The 26492-nt window shown below is 70.7% G+C and carries 21 protein-coding genes; 12 read left to right on the forward strand and 9 right to left on the reverse strand.

The genetic code is table 11. The annotated features are described in order from the left end of the window. Positions 1-119: 119 nt before the first annotated feature. Together ACPL7H_RS01960 and ACPL7H_RS01965 are read left to right on the forward strand one after the other, a co-directional pair. Entirely contained in the window at positions 120-2726 is a 2607-nt protein-coding gene (locus ACPL7H_RS01960) for a circularly permuted type 2 ATP-grasp protein (protein ID WP_424795471.1), read from the forward strand. Continuing rightward, positions 2723-3715, forward strand: a complete 993-nt coding sequence (locus ACPL7H_RS01965; protein WP_424795472.1) for a transglutaminase family protein — start codon at positions 2723-2725, stop codon at positions 3713-3715. Before ACPL7H_RS01960 ends, ACPL7H_RS01965 begins: the two co-directional genes overlap by 4 nt. A 12-nt stretch (positions 3716-3727) precedes the next feature. Here ACPL7H_RS01965 and ACPL7H_RS01970 read toward each other — a convergent pair whose 3' ends face one another. From ACPL7H_RS01970 to ACPL7H_RS01985, 4 genes are read right to left on the reverse strand one after another with little or no spacing between them, the layout of a single operon-like run. Continuing rightward, a complete protein-coding gene (locus tag ACPL7H_RS01970) occupies positions 3728-5155 on the reverse strand; it encodes a glucose-6-phosphate dehydrogenase (RefSeq protein ID WP_424795473.1) in 1428 nt (475 codons plus the stop codon). Positions 5156-5212: 57 nt separating this feature from the next. Continuing rightward, a complete protein-coding gene (locus ACPL7H_RS01975) occupies positions 5213-7507 on the reverse strand; it encodes a heavy metal translocating P-type ATPase (protein ID WP_424795474.1) in 2295 nt (764 codons plus the stop codon). Positions 7508-7548: 41 nt separating this feature from the next. Then, entirely contained in the window at positions 7549-7770 is a 222-nt protein-coding gene (locus ACPL7H_RS01980; protein ID WP_424795475.1) for a hypothetical protein, read from the reverse strand. Further along, positions 7770-7979, reverse strand: coding sequence for a heavy-metal-associated domain-containing protein (locus tag ACPL7H_RS01985; protein ID WP_424795476.1), 210 nt, complete (start codon positions 7977-7979; stop codon positions 7770-7772). Before ACPL7H_RS01985 ends, ACPL7H_RS01980 begins: the two co-directional genes overlap by 1 nt. Positions 7980-8145: 166 nt before the next feature. Here ACPL7H_RS01985 and ACPL7H_RS01990 point away from each other — a divergent pair, with 166 nt between their 5' ends. Next, complete coding sequence (locus ACPL7H_RS01990; protein WP_424795477.1) at positions 8146-10374, forward strand: heavy metal translocating P-type ATPase; 2229 nt, start codon at positions 8146-8148, stop codon at positions 10372-10374. A gap of 25 nt (positions 10375-10399) precedes the next feature. On the opposite strand, the gene map is transcribed toward ACPL7H_RS01990, so the two are convergent. The 4 genes from map to ACPL7H_RS02010 all read right to left on the reverse strand — a co-directional run bounded on the left by map (position 10400) and on the right by ACPL7H_RS02010 (position 15966). Further along, a complete protein-coding gene (gene map / locus ACPL7H_RS01995; RefSeq protein WP_424795478.1) occupies positions 10400-11167 on the reverse strand; it encodes a type I methionyl aminopeptidase in 768 nt (255 codons plus the stop codon). A gap of 719 nt (positions 11168-11886) precedes the next feature. Then, on the reverse strand, positions 11887-12513 hold the full coding sequence (locus ACPL7H_RS02000; protein WP_424795479.1) for a TetR/AcrR family transcriptional regulator: 627 nt from the start codon (positions 12511-12513) through the stop codon (positions 11887-11889). A 32-nt stretch (positions 12514-12545) separates the two neighbouring features. After that, on the reverse strand, positions 12546-13010 hold the full coding sequence (locus ACPL7H_RS02005) for a (deoxy)nucleoside triphosphate pyrophosphohydrolase (protein ID WP_424788731.1): 465 nt from the start codon (positions 13008-13010) through the stop codon (positions 12546-12548). A gap of 205 nt (positions 13011-13215) precedes the next feature. Next, a complete protein-coding gene (locus ACPL7H_RS02010) occupies positions 13216-15966 on the reverse strand; it encodes a glycosyl hydrolase (RefSeq protein WP_424795480.1) in 2751 nt (916 codons plus the stop codon). A 103-nt stretch (positions 15967-16069) separates the two neighbouring features. Here ACPL7H_RS02010 and ACPL7H_RS02015 point away from each other — a divergent pair, with 103 nt between their 5' ends. From ACPL7H_RS02015 to ACPL7H_RS02025, 3 genes are all read left to right on the forward strand, one after another. After that, the gene (locus tag ACPL7H_RS02015) at positions 16070-16780 is read left to right on the forward strand and encodes a dienelactone hydrolase family protein (protein WP_424795481.1); all 711 of its coding nucleotides are present in this window, start codon (positions 16070-16072) and stop codon (positions 16778-16780) included. A gap of 115 nt (positions 16781-16895) precedes the next feature. Then, positions 16896-17618 carry a DUF2993 domain-containing protein gene (locus tag ACPL7H_RS02020; RefSeq protein ID WP_424795482.1) on the forward strand — a complete coding sequence of 241 codons (723 nt, stop codon included), beginning with the start codon at positions 16896-16898 and terminating at the stop codon, positions 17616-17618. Continuing rightward, on the forward strand, positions 17615-18598 hold the full coding sequence (locus ACPL7H_RS02025) for an acetylxylan esterase (RefSeq protein ID WP_424795483.1): 984 nt from the start codon (positions 17615-17617) through the stop codon (positions 18596-18598). The genes ACPL7H_RS02020 and ACPL7H_RS02025 overlap by 4 nt, the downstream gene beginning before the upstream one ends. A gap of 47 nt (positions 18599-18645) precedes the next feature. On the opposite strand, the gene ACPL7H_RS02030 is transcribed toward ACPL7H_RS02025, so the two are convergent. Next, positions 18646-20703 (reverse strand): cytochrome c oxidase assembly protein, encoded by a 2058-nt coding sequence (locus ACPL7H_RS02030; protein WP_424795484.1) that lies wholly within the window; start codon positions 20701-20703, stop codon positions 18646-18648. A 332-nt stretch (positions 20704-21035) separates the two neighbouring features. On the opposite strand from ACPL7H_RS02030, the gene ACPL7H_RS02035 reads away from it, so the two are divergent. From ACPL7H_RS02035 to ACPL7H_RS02060, 6 genes are read left to right on the forward strand one after another with little or no spacing between them, the layout of a single operon-like run. Further along, the gene (locus ACPL7H_RS02035; protein WP_424788737.1) at positions 21036-22058 is read left to right on the forward strand and encodes an AAA family ATPase; all 1023 of its coding nucleotides are present in this window, start codon (positions 21036-21038) and stop codon (positions 22056-22058) included. Beyond that, on the forward strand, positions 22055-22957 hold the full coding sequence (locus ACPL7H_RS02040; RefSeq protein ID WP_424788738.1) for a DUF58 domain-containing protein: 903 nt from the start codon (positions 22055-22057) through the stop codon (positions 22955-22957). Before ACPL7H_RS02035 ends, ACPL7H_RS02040 begins: the two co-directional genes overlap by 4 nt. Further along, a complete protein-coding gene (locus ACPL7H_RS02045; protein ID WP_424788739.1) occupies positions 22944-23444 on the forward strand; it encodes a hypothetical protein in 501 nt (166 codons plus the stop codon). The genes ACPL7H_RS02040 and ACPL7H_RS02045 overlap by 14 nt, the downstream gene beginning before the upstream one ends. Continuing rightward, complete coding sequence (locus tag ACPL7H_RS02050; protein WP_424788740.1) at positions 23441-24466, forward strand: vWA domain-containing protein; 1026 nt, start codon at positions 23441-23443, stop codon at positions 24464-24466. The genes ACPL7H_RS02045 and ACPL7H_RS02050 overlap by 4 nt, the downstream gene beginning before the upstream one ends. Next, the gene (locus ACPL7H_RS02055) at positions 24463-25587 is read left to right on the forward strand and encodes a vWA domain-containing protein (RefSeq protein ID WP_424795485.1); all 1125 of its coding nucleotides are present in this window, start codon (positions 24463-24465) and stop codon (positions 25585-25587) included. The genes ACPL7H_RS02050 and ACPL7H_RS02055 overlap by 4 nt, the downstream gene beginning before the upstream one ends. Beyond that, on the forward strand, positions 25584-26480 hold the full coding sequence (locus tag ACPL7H_RS02060; protein WP_424795486.1) for a hypothetical protein: 897 nt from the start codon (positions 25584-25586) through the stop codon (positions 26478-26480). The genes ACPL7H_RS02055 and ACPL7H_RS02060 overlap by 4 nt, the downstream gene beginning before the upstream one ends. The last annotated feature ends 12 nt before the right edge of the window (positions 26481-26492 follow it).

The raw sequence follows: 26492 nt of genomic DNA on the forward strand, positions 1-26492 counted from the left end.
CTGCCCGCGTGCCCTGGACCCACCCAAGCGCCCAAGCACCGATTGACATACGATGTGCGCTGCATCGCGCGTGCGTCCCAGGGGCGTTCGTGCACCCACCGGAGGAGAGGCGCGAGCGAGTGAGTGACCTGCTCGATTCCTATCGCGCGCCCGGACCGGGCCGGGATGAGATGGTGCACGCCACCGGCACCGCCCGGGCCGCCTGGGACCAGATGGCCGATCTTGCTGAATTGCACACCTGGCACCAGATCGAGGACGCCCGGGCGGAGATCTCCACGATGCTGTCCGACCAGTGGGTCCGCCACGGCAGCGACACCGAGGAGGCGCCCTGGGAACTCGATCCGCTCCCGGTGATCCTCGATGAGGTGGAGTGGGCCGGGGTGGAGACCGCCCTGGGCCAGCGCGCCGAACTGCTCGATGAGATCCTCACCGACCTCTACGGGCCCCGCCGGCTGATCACCGAGGGCCTGATCCCGGCCGACCTGGTCCTGCCCCACCCCGGATTCCTGCGCGCCGTGGACGGGATCGCCATCCCGGGCCCCCGCCAGTTGTTCCTGCACGCCGCCGATGTGGCCCGGGAGGACGACGGCGGCTGGCGGGTGCTGGCCGACCGCACCCAGGCCCCCTCCGGGCTGGGTTTCGCGATGGCCGACCGGCGGGCGGTGGCCCAGGTGATGGCCGGGTTGTACCGCCAGGCCCGGATCCGGCGGATCGGCCCGTTCTTCCACGCCCTGGCCACCGCGCTACGGGAGGTGGCTCCGCCGTCTGCCGGTGATGCCCCACGGATCGCGATGCTCACGCCCGGGCCCTACTCCGAGACCGCGTTCGACCAGGGGTACCTGGCCTCGATGCTGGGGCTGGCGTTGGTGCAGGGGGAGGACCTGGAGGTACACGGGGGCCGGTTGTGGATGCGTTCCCTCCACGGCGCCGAGCCGGTGGACGTCCTGCTGCGCCGGGTGGACGCGGAGTACTGCGACCCGTTGGACCTGCGCGGCGATTCCCGTCTCGGCGCTGCCGGCCTGGTCCAGACCGCACGGGAGGGCAACCTGACCGTGGTGAACACCCTGGGCAGCGGAGTGCTGGAGAATCCGGCGCTGCTGGCCTACCTGCCGCAACTGTGCCGGGTGCTGCGCGATGAGGACCTGGCGCTGCCCTCCACCGTGACCTACTGGTGCGGGGACCGGGCCATGTGCTCCCACGTGATCGCCAACCTGGGCCACCTGGTGATCCGGCACACCGCCCCGGGTGCCCCACCGATCCACGGCTGGGAGCTGGGGGCCGACGCGCGCGCGAGCCTGTCCGCGGTGATCGCCGCCCAGCCGCGCCAGTGGGTTGGCCAGGAGCCGGTTGGAGCCTCCACCACCCCCACCGCCGGGCCCGGTGCGCTGGTGGCCCGCCCCACCACGCTGCGCACCTTCGCGCTGGCCCGGCCCGGTGGCTACCAGGTGATGTCCGGCGGGCTCGCGCAGGTGAGCGGCCCGCAGATCGGGGACGCCGAGGTTCCCAGCGTCTTCGCCAACGACACCGCCGCGGGCGGTGCCGCCGCCGGTGCCACCGCCAAGGACCTGTGGGTGCTGTCCACCGAACCGCAGCCGGTCCTGGAGCCCTGGGAGCCGGGCAGGGCCGACGACGACGCACCGGCGGGTGCAACAGGTGCCGCAGCGGAGGGGGCCGGCCAGGGTGGGACCGACACCATCTCCGCTGGTGCCGCCGAGAACCTGTTCTGGTTCGGCCGCTACGCCGAACGCGCCGAGGCCACGGTCCGCCTGCTGCAGGTGGTCGCCGACCTCTGGGCCGACCACCACACCAGCCCGACCTCCCCGGGCGGACGCAGCCTGGACGTGCTGGAACGCGTCCTGGCCGGTACCACCGCCGGCGGCACCCCGCAGCAGGTCCTGATCGGGGAGGAACCGGGCACGGTGGCCTTCGCCGTGGACCGCATCCTGCGCGCCGCCACGGCGGTGCGCGACCAACTCTCCTCCGACACCTGGCAGGCGCTGGCCACGGTGAACCGCGCGCTGGATCGGGCCCGCGCCCAGCACCGAGGAGGCGGCGTGGTGGACCTGTCCCGGGCCGTCTCCCGAGTCACCGAGGGGATGCTCGCGCTGGCCGGGATCAGCGCCGAGTCGATGATGCGTGACGTGGGGTGGTCGCTGATGGAGATCGGGCGCCGGATCGAACGCGCCCAGCACCTGGTGATGACGCTGCGGGCATGCCTGCCGAACCAGCAGCCCCCCGCGGTGGAAGCCGGAGTGCTGGAGGCGCTGCTGATCGCCCACGAGTCCGCCATCACCTACCGGCGCCGCTTCCAGCGGCACGCCCGGGTGGAGACCTTCCTGGACCTGCTGCTGTTGGACCGGCGGAACCCGCGGGCACTGGCCTACCAGGTGGAGGCGATCGCCACGCTGCTCGTGCAGGTGCCCACCCCGGTACGGGACGCCGGTTCCAGGGACCAGTTACTGGCGGATCTGCGGGACCTGCTCGCCGAGGGGGAGACGACGGTGCTGTCCGACGCCGACGACGACGGTCACCGCGCCCACCTGGCGGGCTTTCTGGAGTCCCTGCACTGGCGGTTGGCCGAACTGGCCAACGAGATCGCCCGGGTGCACTTCATCCACCCGGTGCCGAGCCAGTGGCTGGACGCGGTGGGCATCCGGGTACCCGGTGCGGACGAGGCCACCGAGCCCCCGGTCTGGGCCTGGGGGAACGGGGGTGGCGTGCGATGAACACATCCGAGTCGTCCGTGCGCCACTACCGGCTCACCCACGCCACCACCTACACCTACCCGGCCGACGTCACCTCCTCCTACGGGCGGGCGATCCTGCTGCCCCGGACCGGATCCGGCCAGCAGGTGCACATCGCCGGGCTGAGCGTGGATCCCGGCGCCGACCACAGCGGACAGCACAGCGACTTCGCCGGGAACGGCTCCACCTACTTCCACGTCACCCGGCCGCACCGGCGCCTGGAGGTCACCGCCCGCTCGGTGGTCACCACCAAACGGCGCCGGGTCGAACCCGACTCCCTGCCCGCGGTGGCGTGGGAGGAGGTCAGCCGCGCCGTCGACGCGGTGTGCCGCACCGGTGAACACCCGAGCGTGGGCGGCGCCACCACCGCGCTGGCCATCGCCGAGGCGCGCGCCGCGTCCCCGATGATCGACGTGATCGAGGAGGTGCGGGCCTACGCCGCGCCCTCCTTCGTCCCGGGGCGCCCCATGGTGGATGTGGTGGCGGACCTGAGCAACCGGATCTTCACCGACTTCGACTTCGTCTCCGGGGCCACCCGGGTGGACACCCGGCTCTCGGAGGTACTCAAGCGGCGCGTCGGGGTCTGCCAGCACTTCGCCCACCTGCTCATCGGGTGCGCGCGCGCGATGGGGCTGGCGGCCCGGTACGTCTCGGGGTACATCGAGACCCAACCGCCCCCGGGCCGGCCGAAGTTGCGGGGCGTGGACGCCTCCCACGCCTGGGCCGCGCTGTGGCTTCCCGGCGGCGGGTGGTTGCACATCGACCCGACCAACGACCAGTTCATCGACAGCCGCTACGTCCAACTCGGCTGGGGCCGCGACTACGGAGACGTCTCCCCGCTGCGGGGGATCGTGTTCACCGAGGGGTCCGGCTCCACCCTGGAGGTGGCGGTGGACCTGTGGCCGATCGAGGCCGATCAGGTGGAGGCGACCGTGGCCCAGGTCCGCCAGGAGCTGGGCGAGGATGGTTGATTCAGCCGGTGGTCATCGGACGGGGCCCGCGCTCCCGGCGGGGTAGGTCTGCAGCGGAACCGTGCCGGCGGCCCAGGCGGCCAGTACCGGCTCCACCACCCGCCAGCACTGCTCCACCACGTCACCGCGTACCGACAACAGCGGGTCCCCCTCCAGTACTCCGGAGAGCACTTCCCCGTAGGCGGGCAGCTCCCCCGTGGCAAAGGCGGTGGACATCACCACCCGGTCCAGTTCCCACGGGTCACCGGAGCCGTTGACGTCCAGTTCCAGGTCGAGGCACTCCGGGCCGAGGCCGAGCCGCAACCGCGCCGGCTGGGAGGTGCCGAGCAAACCGGTGGGCAGGTGCGGGACCGGTTTGAAGGTGATCAGTGCCTCCTTGCGGGTGGCACCCAGCGCCTTGCCGGACCGGAGCCGGAACGGGACTCCCTTCCAGCGCCAGTTGTCGATGAAACAGGTGACCTCGGCCAGGGTCTCGGTGCCGGCCCCGGGATCCACGCCGGGTTCATCGGCGTAGGCGATCACGTCCCGCTCCCCGATCCGTCCGGCGCCGTAGCGTGCTCGCACGCTGTGCCTGGTGGGGTCCCCGGCCCGGGTGGCACGCAGCACCTCGGCGATGCGGTCGCGCACGTCGCGTTCGCCCATCGTGGCGGGCGGGGCCATCGCGATCAGGGCCAGCACCTGGAGCAGGTGGCTCTGGATCATGTCCCGCAGCGCACCGGCGGAGTCGTAGTAGCGGGCCCGGTCCTCCAGGGCCAGGTCCTCGTCGTAGACGATGTCCACCGAGTCGATGTGCGCCGCGCTCCAGAGCGGTTCGAAGATCCGGTTGGCGAACCGGAATCCCAGGATGTTCAGCACGGTGGACTTGCCCAGGAAGTGATCGACCCGGTGGATCTGCTCCTCCGGCACCAGGGCGCGCACGGTCCGGTTCAGCGACCGGGCCGACGCCGCGTCGGACCCGAACGGCTTCTCCATGATCAACCGGGTGCCCTCGGGCACGCCGATCTCACCCAGCGCCCGGCAGGCCTGCTCGGTCGCCGCCGGTGGGAGTGCGAAGTAGATGGCCACCGGGCCGGCGCACACCTGCAGGGCGCGGCGCAGGTCATCGGGGCTGGCGGCGTCGGTGCGCACGTAGACCGACTCGCGCTCCAACCGGCGCAGGGCTCCCGCACCGGGATCGGACAGGGTGGGCGCGGCCATCTCCTCCCAGGGCGCGACCTCGATGCTGGGCGTGGCCGCGAACGCCTCGCGCAGCCGGTTCCGCCACCGGGTGTCATCCCAGTCCTCCGCCCCCGCCCCCACCAGGTTCAGGTACGGGGCCCCGCCGCCGGCGAGGAGGCGCCCCACGCCCGGCAGCAGGAGCCGGCCGGCCAGGTCACCGCTGGCACCGAGCACCAGCAGGGTGCGCACGTGTGCCGCCGCGCCGGCCTCGACGTCGGTCATTGCGCCACCTCCATCACCGCCCGCACCTGATTCATGGTGGAGCACGTAGGAGCGATCCTACGAGGCGGTCACCTTCGGCGCGGGGGTGTACGCACGGGACTCGAAGGACCGCAGCCGCAGGCTGTTGCCCACCACGAACACGCTGGAGAAGGCCATCGCGGCGCCGGCGAGCATCGGGTTGAGCAGGCCGAAGGCGGCCAGGGGGATCGCGGCGGTGTTGTAGGCGAAGGCCCAGAACAGGTTCCCCTTGATGGTGCCCAGCGTCCTGCGGGACAGCCGGATCGCATCGGCCGCGCTGCGCAGGTCCCCACGGACCAGGGTGATGTCGGCGGCCTGGATGGCCGCGTCGGTGCCGGTGCCCATGGCCAGGCCGAGATCGGCCTGGGCCAGCGCTGCGGCGTCGTTCACGCCATCGCCGACCATCGCGACCACCTTGCCCTCGCTCTGCAAGCGGGCCACCACGTCCACCTTCTCCTTCGGCAGCACCTCGGCGATGACCGTCTCGGTACCCACCTCGGCGGCGATCTGCTCCGCGACGGCCTTGTTGTCACCGGTGAGCAGCACCGGCGTCAGACCGAGACCCCGCAACTGCCGGATCGCCTCGGCACTGGTGGGCTTGACCGTGTCGGCCACCGTCAGCACGCCCCGGGCAGCGCCGTCCCACGCAACGACGACGGCGGTCGTGCCCTGCGATTCGGCGGCGGCCTTGGCCGTGGCCAGACCCGCGGGCAGGTCCTGGGAGATCTCTTCCAGCAGGCTCTCGCGGCCGACGATGACGGTGCGGCCCTCCACCACGCCGCGCACGCCCCTTCCCTCGAGATTGGTGAAGTCGTGGGCCTGCGGCAATTCGGCCACCTCATCGGCGGCACCGGTGGCGATGGCCCGGGCGACGGGGTGCTCGGAGGAGTTCTCCAGCGCTCCGGCCAGGCGGAGCAGTTCGGAGCGGTCCACACCCTCAGCGGGGTGGACCCCGGTCAGGGTCATGGTCCCGGTGGTGACCGTGCCGGTCTTGTCCAGCACCACGGTGTCGGACTTGCGGGTGGACTCCAGCACCTCCGGGCCCTTGATCAGGATGCCCATCTGGGCGCCGCGACCGGTGCCCACCAGCAACGCGGTGGGGGTGGCCAGTCCGAGCGCGCACGGGCAGGCGATGATCAGCACCGCGACCGCGGCGGTGAAGGCGGCGCTGAGCGGGAAGCCGGCACCGATCCAGGCGCCCAGGGCCGCCACTGCGATCGCGATGGCGGTCGGGACGAAGATCCCCGAGACCCTGTCCGCCAGGCGCTGGATCTCGGCCTTGCCGGACTGGGCGTCCTCGACCATCTTGGCCATCTGCGCCAGTTGGGTGTCGCCGCCCACGCGCGTGGCGCGCACCACCAGTCGCCCGCCGGCGTTCACGGTGGCCCCGGTGACGGCATCGCCATCTGACACCTCCACCGGCACCGATTCGCCGGTGAGCATCGAGGCGTCCACCGCCGAGGTGCCGGAGACGATGACGCCGTCGGTGGCGATCTTCTCCCCCGGGCGCACGATGAACTCATCGCCCACCGCGAGTTCGGCGCTGGGGATCCTGGTCTCCACCCCGCCGCGCAGGACTGCCACGTCCTTGGCGCCCATCTCCATCAGTGCGCGCAGCGCGGCACCGGCCCGGCGCTTGGAGCGCTTCTCGAAGTAGCGGCCCAGCAGGATGAACATCGTCACCCCGGCGGCCACCTCGAGGTAGATGTTCGCGGCGCCGTCGGTGGGGGCGATGCTCAGTTCGAAGGCGTGAGTCATCCCCGGTACGCCGGCGGTGCCGAGGAACAGCGCGTACAGCGACCACACGAACGCCGCGCTGGTGCCCAGGGATACCAGGGTGTCCATCGTGGCGGCACCGTGACGCAGGTTCGTCCACGCCGCCTTGTGGAAGGGCCAGCCGCCCCACACGATCACCGGTGCGGTCAGGGCCAGGGAGGCCCACTGCCAGTACGTGAACTGCAGCGCGGGGATCATCGACATGGCGATCACCGGCACCGACAGCAGCACCGATCCGATCAGACGCTGGCGCAGGGTGACCAGCTCGGGATCGACCTCATCGTCGGTCTCGGACTCGTCCGCCGCGGTCCGTGGCGGTTCGGGGAGCGTGGCGGTGTAGCCGGTGCGGGCCACGACGTCGATCAGGGTGTCGATCCGGACGCCGTCGGCGAGGGTCACGCGGGCCTTCTCGGTGGCGTAGTTCACCGAGGCCTCGACGCCGTCGAGTTTGTTGAGTTTCTTCTCCACCCGCATGGCACACGAGGCACAGGTCATCCCGCCGATCGCCAGTTCCACGGCGCTGCCGGCGCCCTGCTGCTGGGCGGGGGATGTGGACATCGGTGCCTCTCCTTCGTACTGCTGGCTGGTGCGTCACCGGCTCAGTGGTCGGCGGGCTCCTCGGCGGGGTCCGCCTCCGTGCTCTCGTCGTCGCCGGAACCGGTGCCCGGCTGGCCGGGTTCCTCGTGACGGATCTCCTCCACGGTTCGGACCCAGTCCTGCACGGTCTCCTCCGGCACCACGACGTTGCCCATCGCGGCCGCCACCACGAAGACCACCACGAGACCGGCCCCGTAGAGGCCGAGCCGGAGGGGGACCTTCATCAGGCGCGCACCGCCTCGTATCCGGCCTCGTCCACCGCTGCCACGACGGTGGCGTCATCGACCGGCCCGTTCACGCTGAGCACGAGGGTGCCCGTCTGCGCACTGACCTCGACCGCTTCCACGCCGGAGATCTGCCCGACCTCCTCGCGTACGGCGTTCTCGCAGTGCGAGCAGGTCATGCCAGTCACTTGGTACTCGTGCCGGTCCATGCGTCCTCCTTTAATGGATGCGGTACCCGTAGGGGGTATAGGATTCGTCCGATCGTATACCCAGGGCGGGTATCGGTGTCAATCGATGCGATTGGGCCGAGGCCTCGTATATCGTGGGTCATCCTGATACCCTACGGGGGTATATCGCGAATGGGAGATCGTCGTTATGAGCATCTCAGGACCTCACCACCACAGCGACCCGGGCATCCAGCAGGCTCAGGACCCTCGCGGGCACGACCCTGACAGCGAGCACGCCCAGCACGACGAGCACAGCGAGCACGCCCAGCACAACGAGCACAGCGAGCACGCTCATCACGGTCACGGTGGCCATGGTCATCATGGCCACGGCGGCCACGACCACGGCGACCACGTGGGCCAGTTCCGCCGGTTGTTCTGGATCATGCTCCTCCTCGGCCTGCCGACGGTGCTGCTGAGCCCGATGTTCGCGCACATCATCGGCTACGACCTGCCCGAGGCCGGCTGGCTCACCTGGGTCGCGCCGGTGCTGGGCACGATCATCTACCTCTGGGGTGGCCGGCCCTTCCTCACCGGCGCCGTCAGTGAACTCAAGGCGCGCAAGCCCGGGATGATGCTGCTGATCGCGATGGCCATCACCGTCGCCTTCATCTCCTCGTGGGGCGCCAGCCTGGGCCTGCTGTCCCACGAGTTGGAGTTCTGGTGGGAACTGGCGCTGCTGGTGGTGATCATGCTGCTGGGGCACTGGATCGAGATGCGCTCCCTGGAACAGACCTCCTCGGCACTGGACTCCCTGGCCGCCTTGCTCCCCGACGAGGCCGAGCGGGTCGACGGCGACCAGGTCACCACGGTCGCGCCCTCGGACCTGGTCGTGGGCGATGTCGTCATCGTGCGCCCGGGTGGGCGCGTCCCAGCCGACGGTGACGTGGTCGAGGGCAGTGCCGATGTGAACGAGTCGATGATCACCGGGGAGTCCAGACCGGTGCCCCGTTCCGCAGGGGACCGGGTCGTGGCCGGCACCGTGGCCACCGACAATGCGCTGCGGGTGCGGATAGCCGCCGTCGGCGAGGACACCGCACTGGCCGGCATCCAGCGCCTGGTCGCCCAGGCGCAGTCCTCGGCCACCCGGGCTCAGCGGCTGGCGGACAAGGCAGCCGGCTGGCTGTTCTGGTTCGCGCTCGGCGCCGCAGCGGTCACCCTGGTGGCCTGGATGCTGCTCGGCACCCCCGACCAGGCCTTGATGCGAGTCATCACCGTGCTCGTGATCGCCTGCCCGCACGCCCTGGGTCTGGCGATCCCGCTGGTGGTCTCCATCGCCACCGAACGTGCCGCCAAGGGCGGGGTGCTGGTCAAGGACCGGATGGCGCTGGAGCAGATGCGCACCGTGGACGCGGTGCTGTTCGACAAGACCGGCACCCTGACCGCCGGCGAACCGGTGGTCACCGACCTCACCACCGCCGGCGACACGACCGAGGAGGACCTGCTGTCCCTGGCTGCCAGTGCCGAGGGTGACAGTGAGCACCCGCTCGCCCGGGCCATTCGCGAGGCGGCCGCGCAGAAGGGGCTGACCGTCCCGGTGGCCAGCGACTTCTCCTCGGCCACCGGCGTCGGTGTCCGGGCCACCGTGCAGGGCCGCACCGTCGCCGTCGGGGGTCCTGCCCTCCTGGCGACGTCGGACCGCTCTGCGCTGTCCGCCACCGAGGCGTGGTCCGGCCGCGGTGCCACCGTGCTGCACGTGCTCCTCGACGGCGAGGTCGCGGGTGCACTCGCCCTGGCCGATGAGATCCGCCCCGAGTCGCGCGAGGCGGTCCGCGCCCTGCACGACCTCGGCATCCACGTGGTGATGATCACCGGCGACGCCGAGCCGGTCGCCACCGCGGTGGCCGAGGAACTCGGAATCGATCAACTCTTCGCCGAGGTGCGGCCCGAGGACAAGAGCAGCAAGGTCGCCGAGTTGCAGGAGCAGGGGCGGGTGGTGGCGATGGTCGGCGACGGCGTCAACGACGCCCCGGCCCTGGCCCAGGCAGACGTCGGCATCGCGATCGGCGCCGGCACCGACGTCGCGATCGCCTCGGCCGGGGTGATCCTGGCCTCCGACGATCCCAGGTCGGTGCTGTCGGTGATCCAGCTCTCCCGTGCGGCGTACCGCAAGATGAAGCAGAACCTGTGGTGGGCCGCCGGCTACAACCTCGCAGCGGTGCCGTTGGCCGCTGGTGCGCTCGCCCCGATCGGATTCGTGATGCCGATGGCGGTCGGTGCGCTGCTGATGTCGCTGTCCACCGTGGTGGTGGCCATGAACGCCCAGTTCCTGCGACGCCTGGACCTGCGTCCCGAGGCCAGCGTGCGGGCCACCCGGGGCGCCGCACCGGTACGCGCGGAGCGACTGAGTCAGGAAGACCCGGTGCCCAGCCACCATTAACCACGGGCGGGCGGCCCGCCGGGCCTCAGTCGCGTGCGGTCAGCACCACCGGGCCATCGGGGGTGATCGCCACGGTGTGCTCGCTGTGCGCGCCCCGGGAACCGTCCGCGGAGCGGATGGTCCACCCGTCGGGGTCGGTGTAGATCTCATCGGTACCGGCCATGAACCACGGCTCGATGGCGATCACCAGGCCGGGGCGCAGCGGCATCCCGCGACGGGCCCGGCCGTCGTTGGGCACGTGGGGCTCTCCATGCATGCTGCGGCCCACCCCGTGCCCACCGAACTGGGTGTTCACCTGGTAGCCGTGGTCGGACGCCACGGCGCCGATAGCGGCTGAGATGTCCCCGATCCGGTTGCCCACCACGGCGACCTCGATCGCGGCCTGCAGCGCGGTCTCGGTGGCCTCGATCAGCCGCTGGTCCGCCGGATCGGGGGTGCCGACGATCATGCTGGTGGCGGCGTCCCCGACCCAGCCGTCCACGGACACCGCGAAGTCCACCGAGAGCAGGTCGCCGTCGGCCAGTGCGTAGTCGTGCGGCAGGCCGTGCAGCACCGCGTCGTTGACCGAGGTGCACAACACCTTGCCGAACGGGCTCGCCCCGAATGAGGGGTGGTAGTCGATGTAACAGGACTCCGCTCCGGCGTCGCGGATCATCTGGTGCGCCATGGCGTCCAGGTCCAGCAGGTTCACCCCCACGGCGGCGTGCTCGCGTATCGCAGCGAGCACCTTGGCCACGAGCCGGCCGGCGGGCCGCATCTGGTCAATCTCAGCGGGCGTCTTCAGTTCGATCACGCGTCCAGCCTACCCGCGGCCGCTGCGGCCGCTGCGGCCGCCGCTCGGCCGATTCGGCGGTGCGGGCGTGTCGCTGCCAGGATGGGCCGGTGTGCCCGGCAAGGATTACGGGCACAAAGCAAAGGCCCCTCGAACTAGGGATTCGAGGGGCCTTGCTTCGTCGTCGAGGGTTGCCGATGCGATGACCATCCGCCGACTCCGGCCGCCGGAGCGACCGAGTCACCTCGTCGACGATCCCATGCGGTCCGTTCAGCGGTGCGGTCCCATCGAAGACCATCCGAGCCGCGAACCCGGGGGCTCTGGCTCGGCCACTGCCGTTTTCCACATGGCGTCGTCAACAACGTCGTCCTGTGCACCTTCACCGGGTAACCCCGGCGGTTGGGTCACAGACCTGATCGATCCGGAGAACCGGACCGGTCTGGCTGACCATCGTCCGGGTCTCCCCGGCCGATGGCCCCGCAGGTTCGGTATACCAAACCCTTGGTTGACGCTTTCCCCTCCGTTGGGCGATCCGTTAGGATCTCCTTCCTTCGGGGAATCTCTATGCTGTTGTCGATAAGCAATGTCTAGTACCCGAACAAGGGATTAACAAGGGGTTTCGTCCACGACTTTTCTATCCCCAACTCGTGCACAGGTGCGTCCACAGCACGACCTGGGAGAACGCTGTTCATGCACAGCCCTGTGCACAGAATTTGTGGATGACGCCGGCCGGCGGGCCCTCAGACCTCGACCGGAACCTTATCGGCGGCTACCGCCTGCTCGGGCACACCGACCGCCCGCATCACGAACGCCTCGGTGGCGATGATGGCCCGCTCCCGCTCCGGCCCGGACTCGGGCACCGCGCGAGCGGAGAGGCAGGAGTTGATCAGCGGCACCACCGAGTCCAGGTCCTGCGCGGGCAGCCGCCCGGAGTCGATGCCGGCCGCGAGGATCTCGTGCAGCATGCCCTCCACCAGCACCACGTGGTCGCGCAGCCGGGTGAGCGTGTGCCGGGAGACCACGGCACGCAGCGCCGCGGGGGCCAGGTGGTAGGAGCGGCGCAGGCTGATCTGCTCCCGGACATAGACCCGCAACTGTTCCTGCGGGTCCTGCACCTGCACCAGAGCCTGGCGCAGATCGTCGAGGAACGTCTCGGTCTCGTGCTCGATGAATCCGATCAGCAACGATTCCTTGTCCGGGAAGTGGTTGTACACCGAGGTCCGTCCCACCCCGGCCTGCTGGGCGATCTCCGCCAGGCTGACAGCGTCGAAGCCGGACCGTTCCATCAGGTCCGACAGCGCGGCGAACAACTTGCCGCGCACCTTCTCGCGATGCTCCGCCAGGGAGGCTCCGATGATCTTGGGCACCCCGGCATCATGTCACATGCTGACGGCGTGGCCTATTCTGTCGCAAAACGGTGCAGAGTCGACCCACCCTCGCCGGCGATGCCGAGCCGCGACTGGATGGCCCGCACGATCGGCAGATCGGGTTCGAGCCATGCCACCGTGTGCAGCTCCCCCAGGGGGAGCCAGCGCAGATCGTCGTGATCGGCCAGCGGCGCCGGATCGCCGGTGGCGATCTGGGCGAACCACACCCGCATCCGGTGACCGTGCAGGATCGGCCAGTCGGTCCCCGCCGGGCCGGCGATCTGCTCACCCAGGTGGATCCGGATGCCGAGTTCCTCGTGCAGTTCCCGATGCACGGCGTCGTGGTCGGCCTCCCCGGGCTCGACCTTCCCCCCAGGGAACTCCCAGCGCCCGGCGAGGGTCTTGGGCGCGCTGCGCCGCGCCGCCAGCAATCGGGTGGGGTGGCGCAGATCGTCCAGAATCGCCGCTGCGGCGACCAGGGCTCGGGGAGCGGTCATCCAAGCGATAGTATCGATAAGACTTTATCCACAGCCCTGATCCACAGCTGTGTGCACAGGATGTGAGTTGGCACGTCATGGCTGTGGACGGCGGCCCGGGAGGCCATCGCTCCTGACCATGGCGGGCGCGGGGCCGTAGGTCACCTACGCCGAGGCGACGCCCGCCACCGCGTTGCGAGACCGTCGCTACCGCGCGGCCAGCGGTCTACCCGTGTCGGACGACGAGTCGGGGCACCGCCCGGAGTCCGCTCACCACCGTTGTGGTGGCGTGCTGCAGGTCCTGCATCCGAAACCGCACCCCGTGGCGACGCCTGGTCGCCTCGATGCGGTCGGGCAGTCCGGTATCGGCGGCCACGGCGCGCGAGCCCACCGAGTGCACGACCAACTCGATGCGGTGTTCGGTCGCCCCTGCCCCACCCCCGTCGGGCCCGGCCGGCCCGGACGCCGCACGCAGTGCCTCGGTGATGTCGATCCGGTAGGGCGGTGCCCACAGGTGCCCGACCGACGAGCCGTCGATGATCACCTCGGCGACCTCACCTACCGGGGTGTCGACCTCGGCGCGGAAGGACTGCGGCGGCAACCCCCGCTCGGCCAGCGCGTCGGGGTCGATGGGCTGCGTGGGTCCCAGGTCCAGTAACACCTGCGCCGTCGAAGCCGGCTCGCCGGTCCGGACATTCTCGGGGATGGTGACCACCGCCTCATAACGCAGGCTGTCCAGGTGGGCCGGTACCTCGTCGTCGCTCTCCCACACGTGCGGCAGCCGCACCGGCCGCAGCGGGCCCTCCGCGGGTCCGGCTGACCAGCCGCTGATCTCCAGCTCCTCCTCCCGGGGACGCACGCCCTGCTCACCGGGCGCCGGCCACGGTTCGTCGGCGACGCCGGTGATGAGCACCTGGGCGCCATAGGGCGCCAGTTCCACCTCGATCCAGGGCGGGGCCGCATCGGTTCGCTCGAGCGTCCGTGCGTCCAGCACGGTGCCGTGGGCCGGATCGGCCAGGGCCCAACGGGAGTAGCCGACGCGCGGCCGCAGTCCGGTGCGAAACTGGTCGGCGCCGGTGTTGACGACCAGGTAGACCTGTACCGGGCCGAGGTCGCGGTGCACCACGCCGACCACGTCGGCACCGGTGCGCACCGCACAGTCCGCCCCGATCCGCCCGACGAGCACCTCCGCCAACCGGTCGGCCGGGACCACCTCGCCGAGTTCGGCGCCGTCGGGCACGGCATGGTTCGGCACCGCGTCCCCGGTCACGGAATCTCCGCGCAGGTCCACACCGCGCGGGCTGACCCAGCGTTCAGGTGCCGGCTGCACCTGCCCGGGATCGTCGTCGATCGTCAGCACGGCCACCCCGGCGTCCCGGGCAGCCCGCAGGAACGCCCGTGCCCGCGATCCCAGGGGGCCGAGCCAGGGGACGACGACGGCGCGGAAGGTGTGCGGGTCCAGTCCCGCCAGGGCGTCGTCGTCGAGCAGGTCGAAGTCCAGCCCCGCGGTGCGGATCCGGGCCGGGATGTCACCCAGCGCACGCGCGGTGCCGCGCCACAGGTTGCACCCGTACGGCCCGCCGGTGCCCATCTCGGCGTAGATCGCCGCGGATGGGACCAGGACCGCGACGTCCGCCACCGCGCGGCCCTGGCGCAGCAGCCAACCCAGTCGGGTCAGGTACCGGCTCAGTTCCGGCATGACCGGCCACCAAGGGTTGCGATCATCGAGCGCCCCGGCGGCGTAGAACAGATTCCCCACACCGGGCGCATCCTCGGCGGAGTAGGGCCATCCGTGCATGAAGAACTGGTTCACCCCGGACAGGAAGTGCTCATGTGCCTCTCCCTTCAGATCCAGTGGGGTGGCGCGCAGCGACGGGGAGTGGATCCAGGTGAACGCCTCGGCCGAGACCACCGGGCGCGCGTACCGGTGCGCGGCGGCCGCGGCCCACCGGGTCTCGGGCAGGCCCAGCCAGCCCCAGCCCTCCCCTTCGAAGGCCCGGGCGTGGCGGTAGGAACTGATGGTGGCCGGCGGTTCCCCGTAGTTCTGGATCCGCAGGTCGACTCCGGCGTCCTGGGACCAGCGTCCCAGCACCGCGACGAAGTTCTCCTCGTACAGTTCCGACAGGGTGCGGTAGTAGTCGGCGCGGAAGGTCGCGTGGCCCGGGCCCTCGACCCGGAGCAAGTACAGGTGCGGCAACGGATCGTACCCACGGCGTCGGGTGAACTCCTCGGGCAGGTGCACGGTGAAGTCGGAGCCGTAGACCTCCAGTGAATCGCAGAACACCGCGCCGATCCGGTCCGGGCGTGCCGCCGCCAGGAGTGGGTCGGCTACGGCGCTCAGGTGTGCGCGGGTGGCTGCGGCGCTGTAGTGGTCCAGCACCGGGCCCTCGGCGCCGTTGGCTGCGCGCTTGACCTGCTGGCCGGTCAAGACCGACCAGACCAGCAGCACCGTCCTGGGCCCGGCTCCGGGTGGGATGGTTGCCGCGGCAGGCCCGATCGGTACCGGTTCGTAACCCCCCGGTGCCGCCTCCCCGGGGGCGCCGGGGGCGAGGAAGACGGCGAGCAGTTCATCTCCGGGCCACGAGGCGCTGCGGGCGACCTGTTGGGTCGCCGGGCCGATCTCGCGTACCTCCCAGCGCAAGCCACGGGCGGCGTGTTCGGAGCCGATGTGCCCGCCTCCGTATGACCACCCGCTGCCCAGCGTGAGGTCCAGGCGCAGCCCCAGTTCGGCGGCCGTGGCGGCGGCGTAGTCCAGGTGGTCCAGGAACGCCTGGGATCCGAACTCCTCCGACTCCTCGGTGAGGGGGTAGACGAAGGAGAGTTCGGCACCGCCCAGTCCGGCCGCACGCATGGCGTGCAGTTGGCGGGCGATCCCGGACCGGTCCACCTGCGGGCCGAACCACCACCAACGCACCATCGGGCGGGCGTCATCGCAGGGTTCGGCCATACCGTCCAGCACGGATCTCAGACTTGCCATGCCCTTCACCCTGCCAGTGCTGCCGCTCTCGGCTCGCCCAGCCGCGCCGGAGCCGGAGCCGACGCGACGGCGCGCATCGCGCGGACAGGGCAGACTTGGGCACATGAGCACTGATGTCGAGCTGTTCGAGGTCCCCACCTCCGCCGGCGCGATGCCGGCCTACCGATGGTTGCCCGCGCAGGGGCAGGGCCCGGGTGTGGTGGTGGTGCAGGAGATCTTCGGTGTGAGCACCTACATCCGGCGCCGTGCCGCGGACCTGGCCGAGGCCGGTTTCGTGGTGCTGGTGCCGCAGTTGTACTGGCGGCTGCCGCGGAACGATCTGGATGAGTCCGACCCGGCGGTCCTGGAGCAGGCGATGTCGCTGGCCGGACAGCTGGAGTGGGCCGACGCTACTTCTGACACGCGTGCGGCGCTGTCGGCGCTGCGTGCCGATCCGGCGGTGAACGGCAGGGTCGGACTGCTGGGCTTCTGCTACGGCGGCGGGGTGGCCTTCCAGGTGGCGGCCGAGGACTCACCGGACGCGCTGGTCAGTTACTACGGCTCGGCGTTGCCCGGGTTGCTCGATCTGGCCGAGTCCATCACCTGCCCCAGCCTGCACCACTTCGGCACCGCTGACGCCTACATCCCGATGGAGCAGGTGGCCCTGATCCGCCGGGTCGTTACCGCCGCCCCGGTGCCGGCGCAGTTCGAGACCTATGACGGCGCCGGGCACGCCTTCGACAACCCCGCACCGGCGTTCCACCACCCTGAGGCCAGTGCGCTGGCGTGGCCGCGCACCCTGGAGTTCCTCTCCGGGCACCTGCACGCCACCTGACCGGGTTCGCCGTGAAGGACACCTATTCACGATCCGACGCCGCCTGCGCGCCCGGTGCACCAGGCCCTGCCACCCCGCGTTGCGGGCCCACGCCGCCCCCTCGAAAGCCACACTCGTGAGCGCGAGGAAGAACCCCCATCGGCCACGTGGCCCGCGCAGCGTGGTTGCGCTGCTGCTGGCCCTGGCACTGGTCGCCGCAGTGCTGTACGGCGCCGATCACCTACTACGGGCAAGGGCGGAGTCGCACCTGGCATCAGAACTTCGCCAGGCGCTGCCGGAAGTCTCCGACGATCTGCAGGTGCAGATCGACGGTGCGCTCTTCTTACCGCAGCTGATCACCGGGAGGGTCGGGTCGGCGCAGGTGAGCGCCTCCGAAATCCAGATCGACGCGTTCTCGGCCCACGACACCCACGTGTACCTGCGTGGGATACACCTGCGTGAGCCCTACCGGGTGGAGCACCTGCAGGTTGATGCCCTCGCCCCGGCCCAGACGCTGCAGGCGCTGCTCGCGGCGGCGGGAGTGCCCGACGGGGTCCGCATCGACCTGGAGGGCACCGATCTGACCGCCCGGTCGCAGTTGCTCGGGGTACCGCTCGCCGCGGTCCTCGTTCCGGAGGCCCGCGGTCGGTCCATCGCCATCACGGTGGGCACGATCGAACTGGGTGGTACCCGCATCGAGGCCGCCGACCTGCCCGACGCCATGACGGGATGGCTCAGCGACCTGGAGGTGGAACTGAGCGACCTACCCGAACCGCTGCTGCTGGACCACCTCGAGGTTCGCCCCGGCGGGGTGGCCCTGCGGGTGACCGGCACCGATGTGGCCATCGAGGATCTGTGACCGGGGCCGCGGACTTCGCAGCGTGGTTCGGCCCGGACGCCTTCGATGCCACCTATGGCTATGATCTCGCCGCGCTTCGCGGTGTGCGCCCCTGTCCGACTCCGCCGGGGTTCGCCGAGCACTGGCGCGCACGGTACCAGCGGGCCCGTGCGGTGCACGGCACGATGCGAAGGGCCGCGCTCGGCCCTGTCGGCGCCCATGAGTTGTACCGCATCGACTTTCCCGGCGCCGATGACCGGCGGCTGGGTGGCTGGCTCGCCCTGCCGCGCGACGGGCGGGTGCACCGCGGTGTGGTGCAATCGCACGGGTACGGTGGCCGGAGCGGACCCGAGCCGGGCATTCTGAGCCCGGGCACAGCGGTGTTGTGGCCGGTGGCCCGGGGGCTGCCGACGGCGAGCCTGATGCCGGACCTGCCGGCCCTGGCTGCCGAGCATGTGCTGGTCGGCATCGACTCGGTCGACTCCTACATCCTGGGAGGGTGCGCCGAGGACATCTGGTGCGCCGCCACGGCGCTGCGCGACGCCGTCGGGCAGGTGCCGTTGCACTTCGTCGGGGAGAGTTTCGGTGGTGGGATCGGGGCGTTGGCGCTGCCCTGGGATGACCGGTTCGTCTCCGGGGTGCTCCGGGTACCCAGTTTCGGTCAGTACGACCTGCGCCTGCAGATGCCGTGTACTGGCAGTGGGGAGGCGGTGCGCTCCCATGTGGCCGCACATCCCGGGGCGCGTGCGGTGCTGGCGTTCTTCGACGCCTCCACCGCGGCAACGTTCCTGGACGTGCCGATGTTGCTCGGCTGCGCGCTGTGGGACCCGGCGGTGCCGCCCCCCGGGCAGTTCGGCGTGCGCAACGCGATCGACGGCGCTGAGGAGTTCGTCTTCGACGCCGGGCACACCGAGTACCCCGGGGAAGCCGAGCAGTTGGCAGCCTGGCAGCGGCGCGTGCACGGGTTCATCGACGAGGTCGACCGGATCGCTGCGCCCTGAGCCACCAGCTCGGACCGCACCCGGCACCGTGCCCGAGCGGAGACACTTCACCGCCGGCCGCGGTCACGTCGGGCGAGCATCCGGGCGTAGGCGCGGGCCTCGGCATCGTCGAGTTCGTCATCGGGTGCCGGCACCTCCGGGCGGACCGCAGCCGGCGGAACTGCCCGCGGGCCGGCACCTCCGTCGTCGCGCGCGACGAGGGGCGGCAGCTCCTGGGAGCCGGCCCGCTGGGCCCGGGCCGCCACGGCGATGAGTGCCAGCATCGGGATCCCGCCCAGAACCCCCAGCACCAGCGCCCCAGCGCGTTGGTCGGCCAGCGCGTCCACACCCCAGGGCAGACCGAGCGCGCCGAAGTAGTCGGCGGCCAGCAACCGGTCCATCCGCGCCAGCACCACCACCCCGACCGCGAGCAGTGCTGCCGCCACCAGTCCCAGTGCCACCACGTGCACCGGGGTGGGCCGCCCGCCGACGGCCTGCCGCAACGCCGGGTCGGTGGGGAGGAAGATGGTCACGAAGAGGTAGCCCAGCACGCTGAAGTGGACCAGCATGAGCACCAGCCCGATCCGGGTGGTCAGCGCGAGGTGGAACAGCCCGGTGGCGTGCAGGACCACCCACGACAGCGCCACGGTGGCGGTGGTCACCACCGGACGCGCCCAGAATCGGCCCGCACGTGAGCCGGTCAGCGCCAGCAGGTACTCGCGCGGGCCGCGGGAGTCATCCGGTCGTGGCGGCAGTGCCTGCAACGCCAGGCTCACCGGCGCACCCATCGCCCACAAGGCCGGGACCACGAAAGTGATCGTCACCAGTACCACCAGATGCGCCGAGAACATCACCTGGCCATACACGGCCGGACCTCCCATGATCACCCAACCCAGCACTGCCACCCCGGTCAGGAAGGCGCCGGTGCGTCGGCGCGGCCACGGCTGATCCGGTGCTTGCCGGGCCACCCGGCGCGCCCCGGCCAGGTACACCACCGCGAGCGCGACGACGCCGGTGGCGAGTAGCACGTCGGGGTCCGCCTGCGTCAGCCACGTTCCGATCTGCGGTGGCGGGGGCACGGGCCGCCCGGAGAGTTCCTCCGCCGGAACGGGGACGTAGGGCAGGATGTCGGGCACCGGGGTGGGGGTGACCGCCAGTGCCGCGGACACCCCGATCACCGTCCCCATCAGCAAGACCTCACCGCCGGCCAGGCGCCAGAACGCCCCGACCCGGGAAGCACCGTTGGACAGTGCAGTGACGGTGCGGCGCCGGTGCCACCAGCCCAGCGCCCCCAGGCCGGTGAACATCACGGCCTTGGCCACCAGCAAACCCCCGTAGCGGCCGGTCAGGTCGCCGGGATCGTTCAGCCGCAACCACCCGCTGGCCAACCCGGAGACACCCACCAGTACGAAGCACCACAGCGCCACCGTGGAGTATCGGCGCACCACGTCGGCGGTGTGCTCCCCGAGAGTCCGGGCGAGCAGGCACAGCACCACCAGGCCGCCCACCCACACCGACACCGACACCAGGTGCAACCACATCGCCGAGATCGCCGTCTCGTGGTCGGCGGCCGAACCGGCGTGCCCACGCACCGACCACGGCACCAGCACCGCGAAGGCCGGGACGGCGGCTACCGCCACCCCGCGGTAGGAGGTGATGCCCACCGAGACCACCGCCGCCAAGGCAATCAGCACGGTGGCCACCAGCGAGGCGCGGCCGGCAGACAGTTCAGTGAGGTAATAGGCCAGTTCCTGCCCGAACTCCGCTCCGCCTACCGGGCGCCCGGCAGCGCGGGCGTACCGCAGCAGCACATCGGCCAGGTTCAGCACCGCCCACACCGGGGCAGCCCACGCAAGCATCGTCATCGCCCGGCGCCACGCAGGGGCCTCGCCACCCCGGTAGGGCAGCACCCCCAACAGCAGCACCAGCGTGCCCAGCACCACCGCCGCAGCGAGGTGATGAGCCGCTCCCAGGACCGGCCCACCCCAACGCACCCAGGCCCCGGGGTCCCCGAGAAGTTCCGCCTGCGCCGACCCGGACAGCGATAGCGCCGCCAGGGCGGCCAGGGCCGCGACCGGGACCACCGCCAGCACGAGGCGGGCCCCGGACGCCAGGGGAGTGCTCACACACCGAGCCTAATCGGCGGGCACGGACGCAGGAGCGGCCCGGTCGTGGCTGCCGTGGCCGCGGTGATGCGCACGTGGGTGACCCGCATGGCGCACCACCGCTGGTGCCATGGCAACCGGCCCGAGGCGGGCCATTCCCGTCCCCTGACCTCATTGTTGCGTCGTGCCCGGGCCGGGGTCGATGGGCAGTGCTGCCCATCACGGTCCCGCGTCACTACAGGATTCGGCTGGCATAATCGCCGTGGCGGCACCGATCGTTACCCGACCGATTTTCCGAACCGAGATCCTGTCTCGCCCCGCCGATGAGCAGCCCCGATACGTGAGTGGAGACCATGTCCAGCACCGCTGCGTCGCACCTGGCGCCGAGAACCTCCCCGATCTCCTACGACGAGACGGCGAGGGCCACCGAACTGCTCGGCCGGATCACCCGCGTGTTCGATCAGCGGATCGTGGGTCAGCAGGCGCTGCGGACCGCGCTGGTCTCGTCCTTGCTGGCCGGGGGGCACGTGCTGCTGGAGTCGGTGCCGGGCCTGGCCAAGACCACCGCGGCGCACACACTGGCGCAGGCTGTCGGGGGGTCCTTCCACCGGATCCAGTGCACCCCGGACCTGATGCCCAACGACATCGTCGGGACCCAGATCTACAACTACGCCACGGGCGAGTTCTCCACCCAGCTCGGTCCGGTGCACGCCAACCTGGTGCTGCTCGATGAGATCAACCGTTCCAGCGCCAAGACACAGTCGGCGATGCTGGAGGCCATGCAGGAGAAGCAGACCTCCATCGGCGGTGAGATCTTCCCGCTGCCCAAGCCCTTCATGGTGCTGGCCACGCAGAACCCGATCGAGGAGGAGGGCACGTACGTCCTGCCCGAGGCGCAGATGGACCGGTTCCTGATGAAGGAGGTGCTGACCTACCCGGGCCCGGATGAGGAGGTGGACATCCTGGTGCGCATCAACGACGGCTCGATGGCGGCGCCGATCACCGCCGAGCCGGTGTCGTTGGCCGACGTGGAGTTCATGCAGGCCCTGGCCGCGAAGGTGTACGTGGACACCTCGATCAAGCAGTACATCGTGGCGCTGATCAACACCACTCGCGGCGGCGGCCCGCGGCCACTGCCGAACCTGAACCAGCACGTGCGGGTGGGGGCCAGCCCTCGCGGGGGGATCGCACTCATGCGCATCGCCCAGGCCCTGGCCATCCAAGCCGGCCGCGCCTACGTGGTACCCGATGACGTCAAGGCACTGCGGCACTCCATCCTGCGGCACCGGATCGTGCGCACCTACGACGCGCTGGCGAACAACGTGGCCCCGGAGTCGCTGATCGACGCGGTGTTCGCGGCGGTGCCCAGCCCGTGACCACCCCGGCGTCCCGGACCACGTCCCGGCTGGCCAAGATCCGGGCACGCCTCGACCTGCCCACCGTCCGGCGGGCCTCGGGGCTGCTGGAGGGGCGGCACCGGTCGATCTACTCCGGGCACGGCCAGGACTTCGACGAGATGGCGTTGTACCAGTTCGGTGACGACGTCGGGGACATCGACTGGAAGGCCTCGGCATCCAACGCGATCCCGGTGATCCGCCGGTTCGTGCGCGACTCGAACCTGGCGATGGTGCTGGCCCTGGACACCGGCCGGAACATGGCAGCCACCGCGCCATCGGGCGGGCCGAAGTCGGACGTGGCGATGTTCGCGGCCGAGGTGGTCTGTTTCCTGGCCCGTGCCCGCGGCGACACCGTGGCGATGGTGGCCGGGGACTCCGAACGCATCCAGCAGATCCCGGCCCGCGGCGGCAACCTGCACATGGAGATGCTGCTGCGTCGCTACGAGGCGATGCTGGACCTGGCCTCCCCGCCCTCGGACCTGCAGCGGGTGCTGGACCGGGTGCTCACCTGGTTCCCGCGCCGGTCGCTGGTGGTGGTGATCACCGATGAGGCCCGGCCCGAACCGGACCATGAACTGTCGATCAAACGACTGCGCACCCGGCACGAGGTGATGGTCTTCCGGGTGGGGGACGCGCTGCCCACCGACGAGGTGGATCAACCCGTGCAGGACGTGGACGTGCCGCTGGAGATCCCGGAGTTCCTGCGCTCGCGGAGCGACCTGGCGGCCGAGGCGGCCCAGGCCGCGGCGCAGCGGCGCCTGGACGTGGAGGCGATGCTGCGCCGGCAGGGCGTGGAAGGGGTGACCGCGAACAGCGAGGACGAGTTGGTGGACCGGATGATCGAGTTGTTGCGGAGGCAGAAGCGTGTCCGCCGCTGACGTGATCGCCGCCGAGATCACCGCGGTGTCCATCCACGACCCGGTGGACCCGTTCGCGTTCGCACCCTGGGTGCTGATCATCGGAATCGCGCTACTGGTGCTGATCGCGGCCTGGTACGTGTTCGTGTTCCGGTACACCCGCGAGCGTCCGGCCACCACGGAACGCCGTGGCCGCCGCGATCAGTGGGCCTCGCTGCGCAGCACCACGCTGGAGGAGGTCGACGCCGCCGAGGAACGCTACCGCGAGGGTGAGACGGACCTGCGCAGCCTGCACCTGGACCTGAACCACATCCTGCGCACTTTCGCCAACGGCCGGCTGCGGATGGACACCAGTTCCCTGACCGTGAGCGAACTGGCCCGGCTGGAGGGCACCGACCGGCTCACCGACCTGCTCAGTGACTACGAGGAGCCGGCCTTCGCGATCGACTCCGACGCCGAGGCGCTGTCCGCCACGAACGACGCGCGGGCGGTGATCTCCGAGTGGTGACGATGCACCCGTGGGCGATCGCAGCCGTTGTGCTCGCCGTGGTGATCCTGGGGATCCTGGGCTGGTTCGCCCGGCGTCGCCCCACCGAGCACCAGGACGTGCGCTGGGTGGCCAACGCCGGTTACCTGACCACGTTGCGCTCCTACCGGTCCCGGCTCAGCCGCTACCGCACCGCGCTGGGGTTCATGGGGGTGCTGCTGCTGGGCGCCACGGTGCTGACCGGGGTCCTGGCCGCGCGCCCGGTCGAACGGGACCTGCGCGCGGAGGAGATGGCCTACCGCGACATCGTGCTGTGCCTGGACGTGTCCGGTTCGATGATCGAGTACGACACCGAGATCGCCGAGAAGTTCCTGACCATGCTGCCGGAGTTCGATGGGGAGCGGATCGCGCTGTCGATCTGGAACTCCACCTCCCGCACCGTGTTCCCCCTCACCGATGACTACGACCTGGTCGAGGCCGAACTGACCGAGGCCGCCGAGGCGCTGGACTTCGACATCTACTCCCCCGTGGACAACCTGAACTCCGCCAAGGTGGACCGGCTGATCCGGTTCATCACCGGCACCGAGGGCGGCAGCGGAGATGCCTCCTCCCTGATCGGTGACGGCCTGGCCAGTTGCGCCCTGAACTTCGATGAGGCCGACACCGAGCGTTCCCGCACCATCATCCTCGCCGGGGACAACGAGGTGTTCGGTGAGGGCGTGTTCAGCCTGGACGAGGCCGTGGACATGGTGAACGAACGCGACATCAGCCTGCACGGGATCTACGCCCCCACCAACAATCCACGGCAGGCCGAGGAGGAGGCCGAGTACCGCGATGCGGTCGAACGCCACGGCGGGTTGTTCCACCACGTCGACGACCCGGATGCGGTGCCGCAGATCATCGATGAGATCTCCGCCCAGCAGGCGGTGGACCTGGACGCGACCCCCGAGGTGATCGTCACCGACACCCCGGAGCGCTACTTCAGCATCCTGGTGGTCCTGTTGGTGCTCTACCAACTGGGCGTGTGGAGGTTGCGCTCATGACGCTGCGGATGATGTGGCCGCTGTGGGTCACCGCGATCGTATTCGCCCCGCTGCTGGCGCTGACGATCTGGCAGTCGGTGCGTGGCCGCGGGCAGCGCCGGTTGCACTGGCTGCGCCGGTGCGGGATGGTCCTGGCCCTGATCGCGATCGCACTGACCCCTGCGGTACCCAGCAGCCAGAGCACCCAGGTGAGTTCGAACGCCGAGTTGTTCTTCGTCGTGGACCGCACCGGCTCTATGGCTGCGGAGGACTACAACGGCACCCAGCCCCGCCTGGAGGGTGTGCGCCACGACCTGGTGGCCCTGACCGAGGCGATGCCCGGTGCGCGTTACACGATCATCGGGTTCGACTCCCAGGCCACCCGGCAGTTGCCGCTGACCACCGACTCCCGGGCGGTGCGGTCCTGGGCGGACACAGTGAATCAGGAGATCACGACATACTCGGCAGGCTCGGCGATCGACCGGCCGCTGGAGGCGCTCGGGGAGTCCCTGAGTGCCGCGGCAGAACGCAACCCGGCGAACGTGCGGCTGGTGTTCTTCTTCTCCGACGGCGAGAACACCAACGAGGCCGAGGGCGGTGAGGTCGACTCCTACGCCCCACTGGCGGAGTTGGTCGACGGCGGTGCGGTGCTGGGATACGGCACTCCGCAGGGCGGAAACATGCGCTCCTACGACGGTACCGCCAACTCCGGGCCGGGCACCGATGCGCCCTACATCATGGACCCGGCCACCGGGGAGCCCGCGGTCTCGGTGATCGATGAGGGCCAGTTGCGCACCGTGGCTGCGGACCTGGGATTGGCCTACGACCACCGGATCAGCCCGGACGGTGTGGACCACCTGGTCTCGGGCATCGATGTGGACGAGATCGCCGAGGACGGGCGGCGCGACGTACGCCACTACGCCGACGTCTACTGGCCCGCGGCCGCGGTGCTGGCCCTGCTGCTGGCCTGGGAGGCGTGGGAGCTGACCCGGGAGATGCCCAGGAACCGGCGCGGTCACGACGGGGCGGAGCGGGACCGGCGTCGCTCCGGCTCGGGCTCGGGTCCGGGATCCGGCTCGGGTTCCGGTGCGGATACTGGTTCGAGTGCCGGCGACGGCGCCAGGAAGGTGGGCGCACTATGAGTACGCAGATCCTGCCACCCCCCGGTGAGTTCAAGACCACCGAGGAGATCCGGGACGCGCGCTTCGCCGAGACGTTGCGTCGCCGGCGGCGCCTGCTGCTCTGGTGGTCCGCACCGGTGGTGATGCTGGCGTTCCTGGTGGCGTTGAAGTTCCTCTCCGCGGTGGTCATCAACACCGCCGGGATCAGCGCTTACGACAACGAGAACCACAACACCGCAGCCACCCGGTTCGGCCATCTGGAGTTCTTCAACGTGGTGGAGCCGTGGAAGCCCTACTTCAACGCCGGCACCGCGGTGTACTCCGCCGGGGACTTCTTCGGCGCCACCGTGCCGCTGGGCATGGCCCTGGATCTGGTGCCCAAGGCGCCCGAGGAGGAATCACGCGGGGAACTGGAGTGCGCGGTGCGCACCAACTACTCGCTGTCCTTGGAGGGCCTGGGCGATGAGGCCCTGCTGGCTGAGGACCCCGGCACCGCGCTGGACTACTACGAGCAGGCGCAGGAGATGCTGGCCGATTGCGTCGACGGCGGCGGCGGGGGTGAGGAGGCCGAGGAGGCCGACGAGCGTCAACAGGAGAGCCAGGACCAGGCCGAGGAGCAGCAGGAGCAACAGCAGCAGGACCAGCAGGACAGCGGTCAGGGGGAGCAGGAACAGGAAACCCCCGAGGGCGGTGAGGACGAGGATCCCACCGAGACCGACGAGGGTGAGAACGGGGACCCGACGGAAACCGAGACCGACAACGGAGACAACGGGGACCCGACCGAGACCGAGGCGGAGGAGCCGGGCGACCCGCGCGAGGAGGAACTGGAGGAGCGCAACCGCCAGGCGCAGCGGGACCGTGAGGAGCAGGAGCAGCAGGAAAGCGGCGGCGACGGCTCCGGCCAGAACTGGTGAGGGAACCGGATT

Source organism: Pseudactinotalea sp. Z1732, assembly GCF_049724975.1.
GTDB lineage: Bacteria > Actinomycetota > Actinomycetes > Actinomycetales > Beutenbergiaceae > CALKWS01.

Bases quoted from the DNA above. Each gene is read 5' to 3' on its own strand.
- ACPL7H_RS01990 (WP_424795477.1), top strand. From the start codon at position 8,146: ATGAGCATCTCAGGACCTCACCACCACAGCGACCCGGGCATCCAGCAG.
- ACPL7H_RS01975 (WP_424795474.1), bottom strand. From the start codon at position 7,507: ATGTCCACATCCCCCGCCCAGCAGCAGGGCGCCGGCAGCGCCGTGGAA.
- ACPL7H_RS01980 (WP_424795475.1), bottom strand. From the start codon at position 7,770: ATGAAGGTCCCCCTCCGGCTCGGCCTCTACGGGGCCGGTCTCGTGGTG.
- ACPL7H_RS02005 (WP_424788731.1), bottom strand. From the start codon at position 13,010: ATGACCGCTCCCCGAGCCCTGGTCGCCGCAGCGGCGATTCTGGACGAT.
- ACPL7H_RS02055 (WP_424795485.1), top strand. From the start codon at position 24,463: ATGACGCTGCGGATGATGTGGCCGCTGTGGGTCACCGCGATCGTATTC.
- ACPL7H_RS01985 (WP_424795476.1), bottom strand. From the start codon at position 7,979: ATGGACCGGCACGAGTACCAAGTGACTGGCATGACCTGCTCGCACTGC.
- ACPL7H_RS02060 (WP_424795486.1), top strand. From the start codon at position 25,584: ATGAGTACGCAGATCCTGCCACCCCCCGGTGAGTTCAAGACCACCGAG.
- ACPL7H_RS01970 (WP_424795473.1), bottom strand. From the start codon at position 5,155: ATGACCGACGTCGAGGCCGGCGCGGCGGCACACGTGCGCACCCTGCTG.
- ACPL7H_RS02010 (WP_424795480.1), bottom strand. From the start codon at position 15,966: ATGGCAAGTCTGAGATCCGTGCTGGACGGTATGGCCGAACCCTGCGAT.
- ACPL7H_RS01965 (WP_424795472.1), top strand. From the start codon at position 2,723: ATGAACACATCCGAGTCGTCCGTGCGCCACTACCGGCTCACCCACGCC.
- ACPL7H_RS02015 (WP_424795481.1), top strand. From the start codon at position 16,070: ATGAGCACTGATGTCGAGCTGTTCGAGGTCCCCACCTCCGCCGGCGCG.
- ACPL7H_RS02035 (WP_424788737.1), top strand. From the start codon at position 21,036: ATGTCCAGCACCGCTGCGTCGCACCTGGCGCCGAGAACCTCCCCGATC.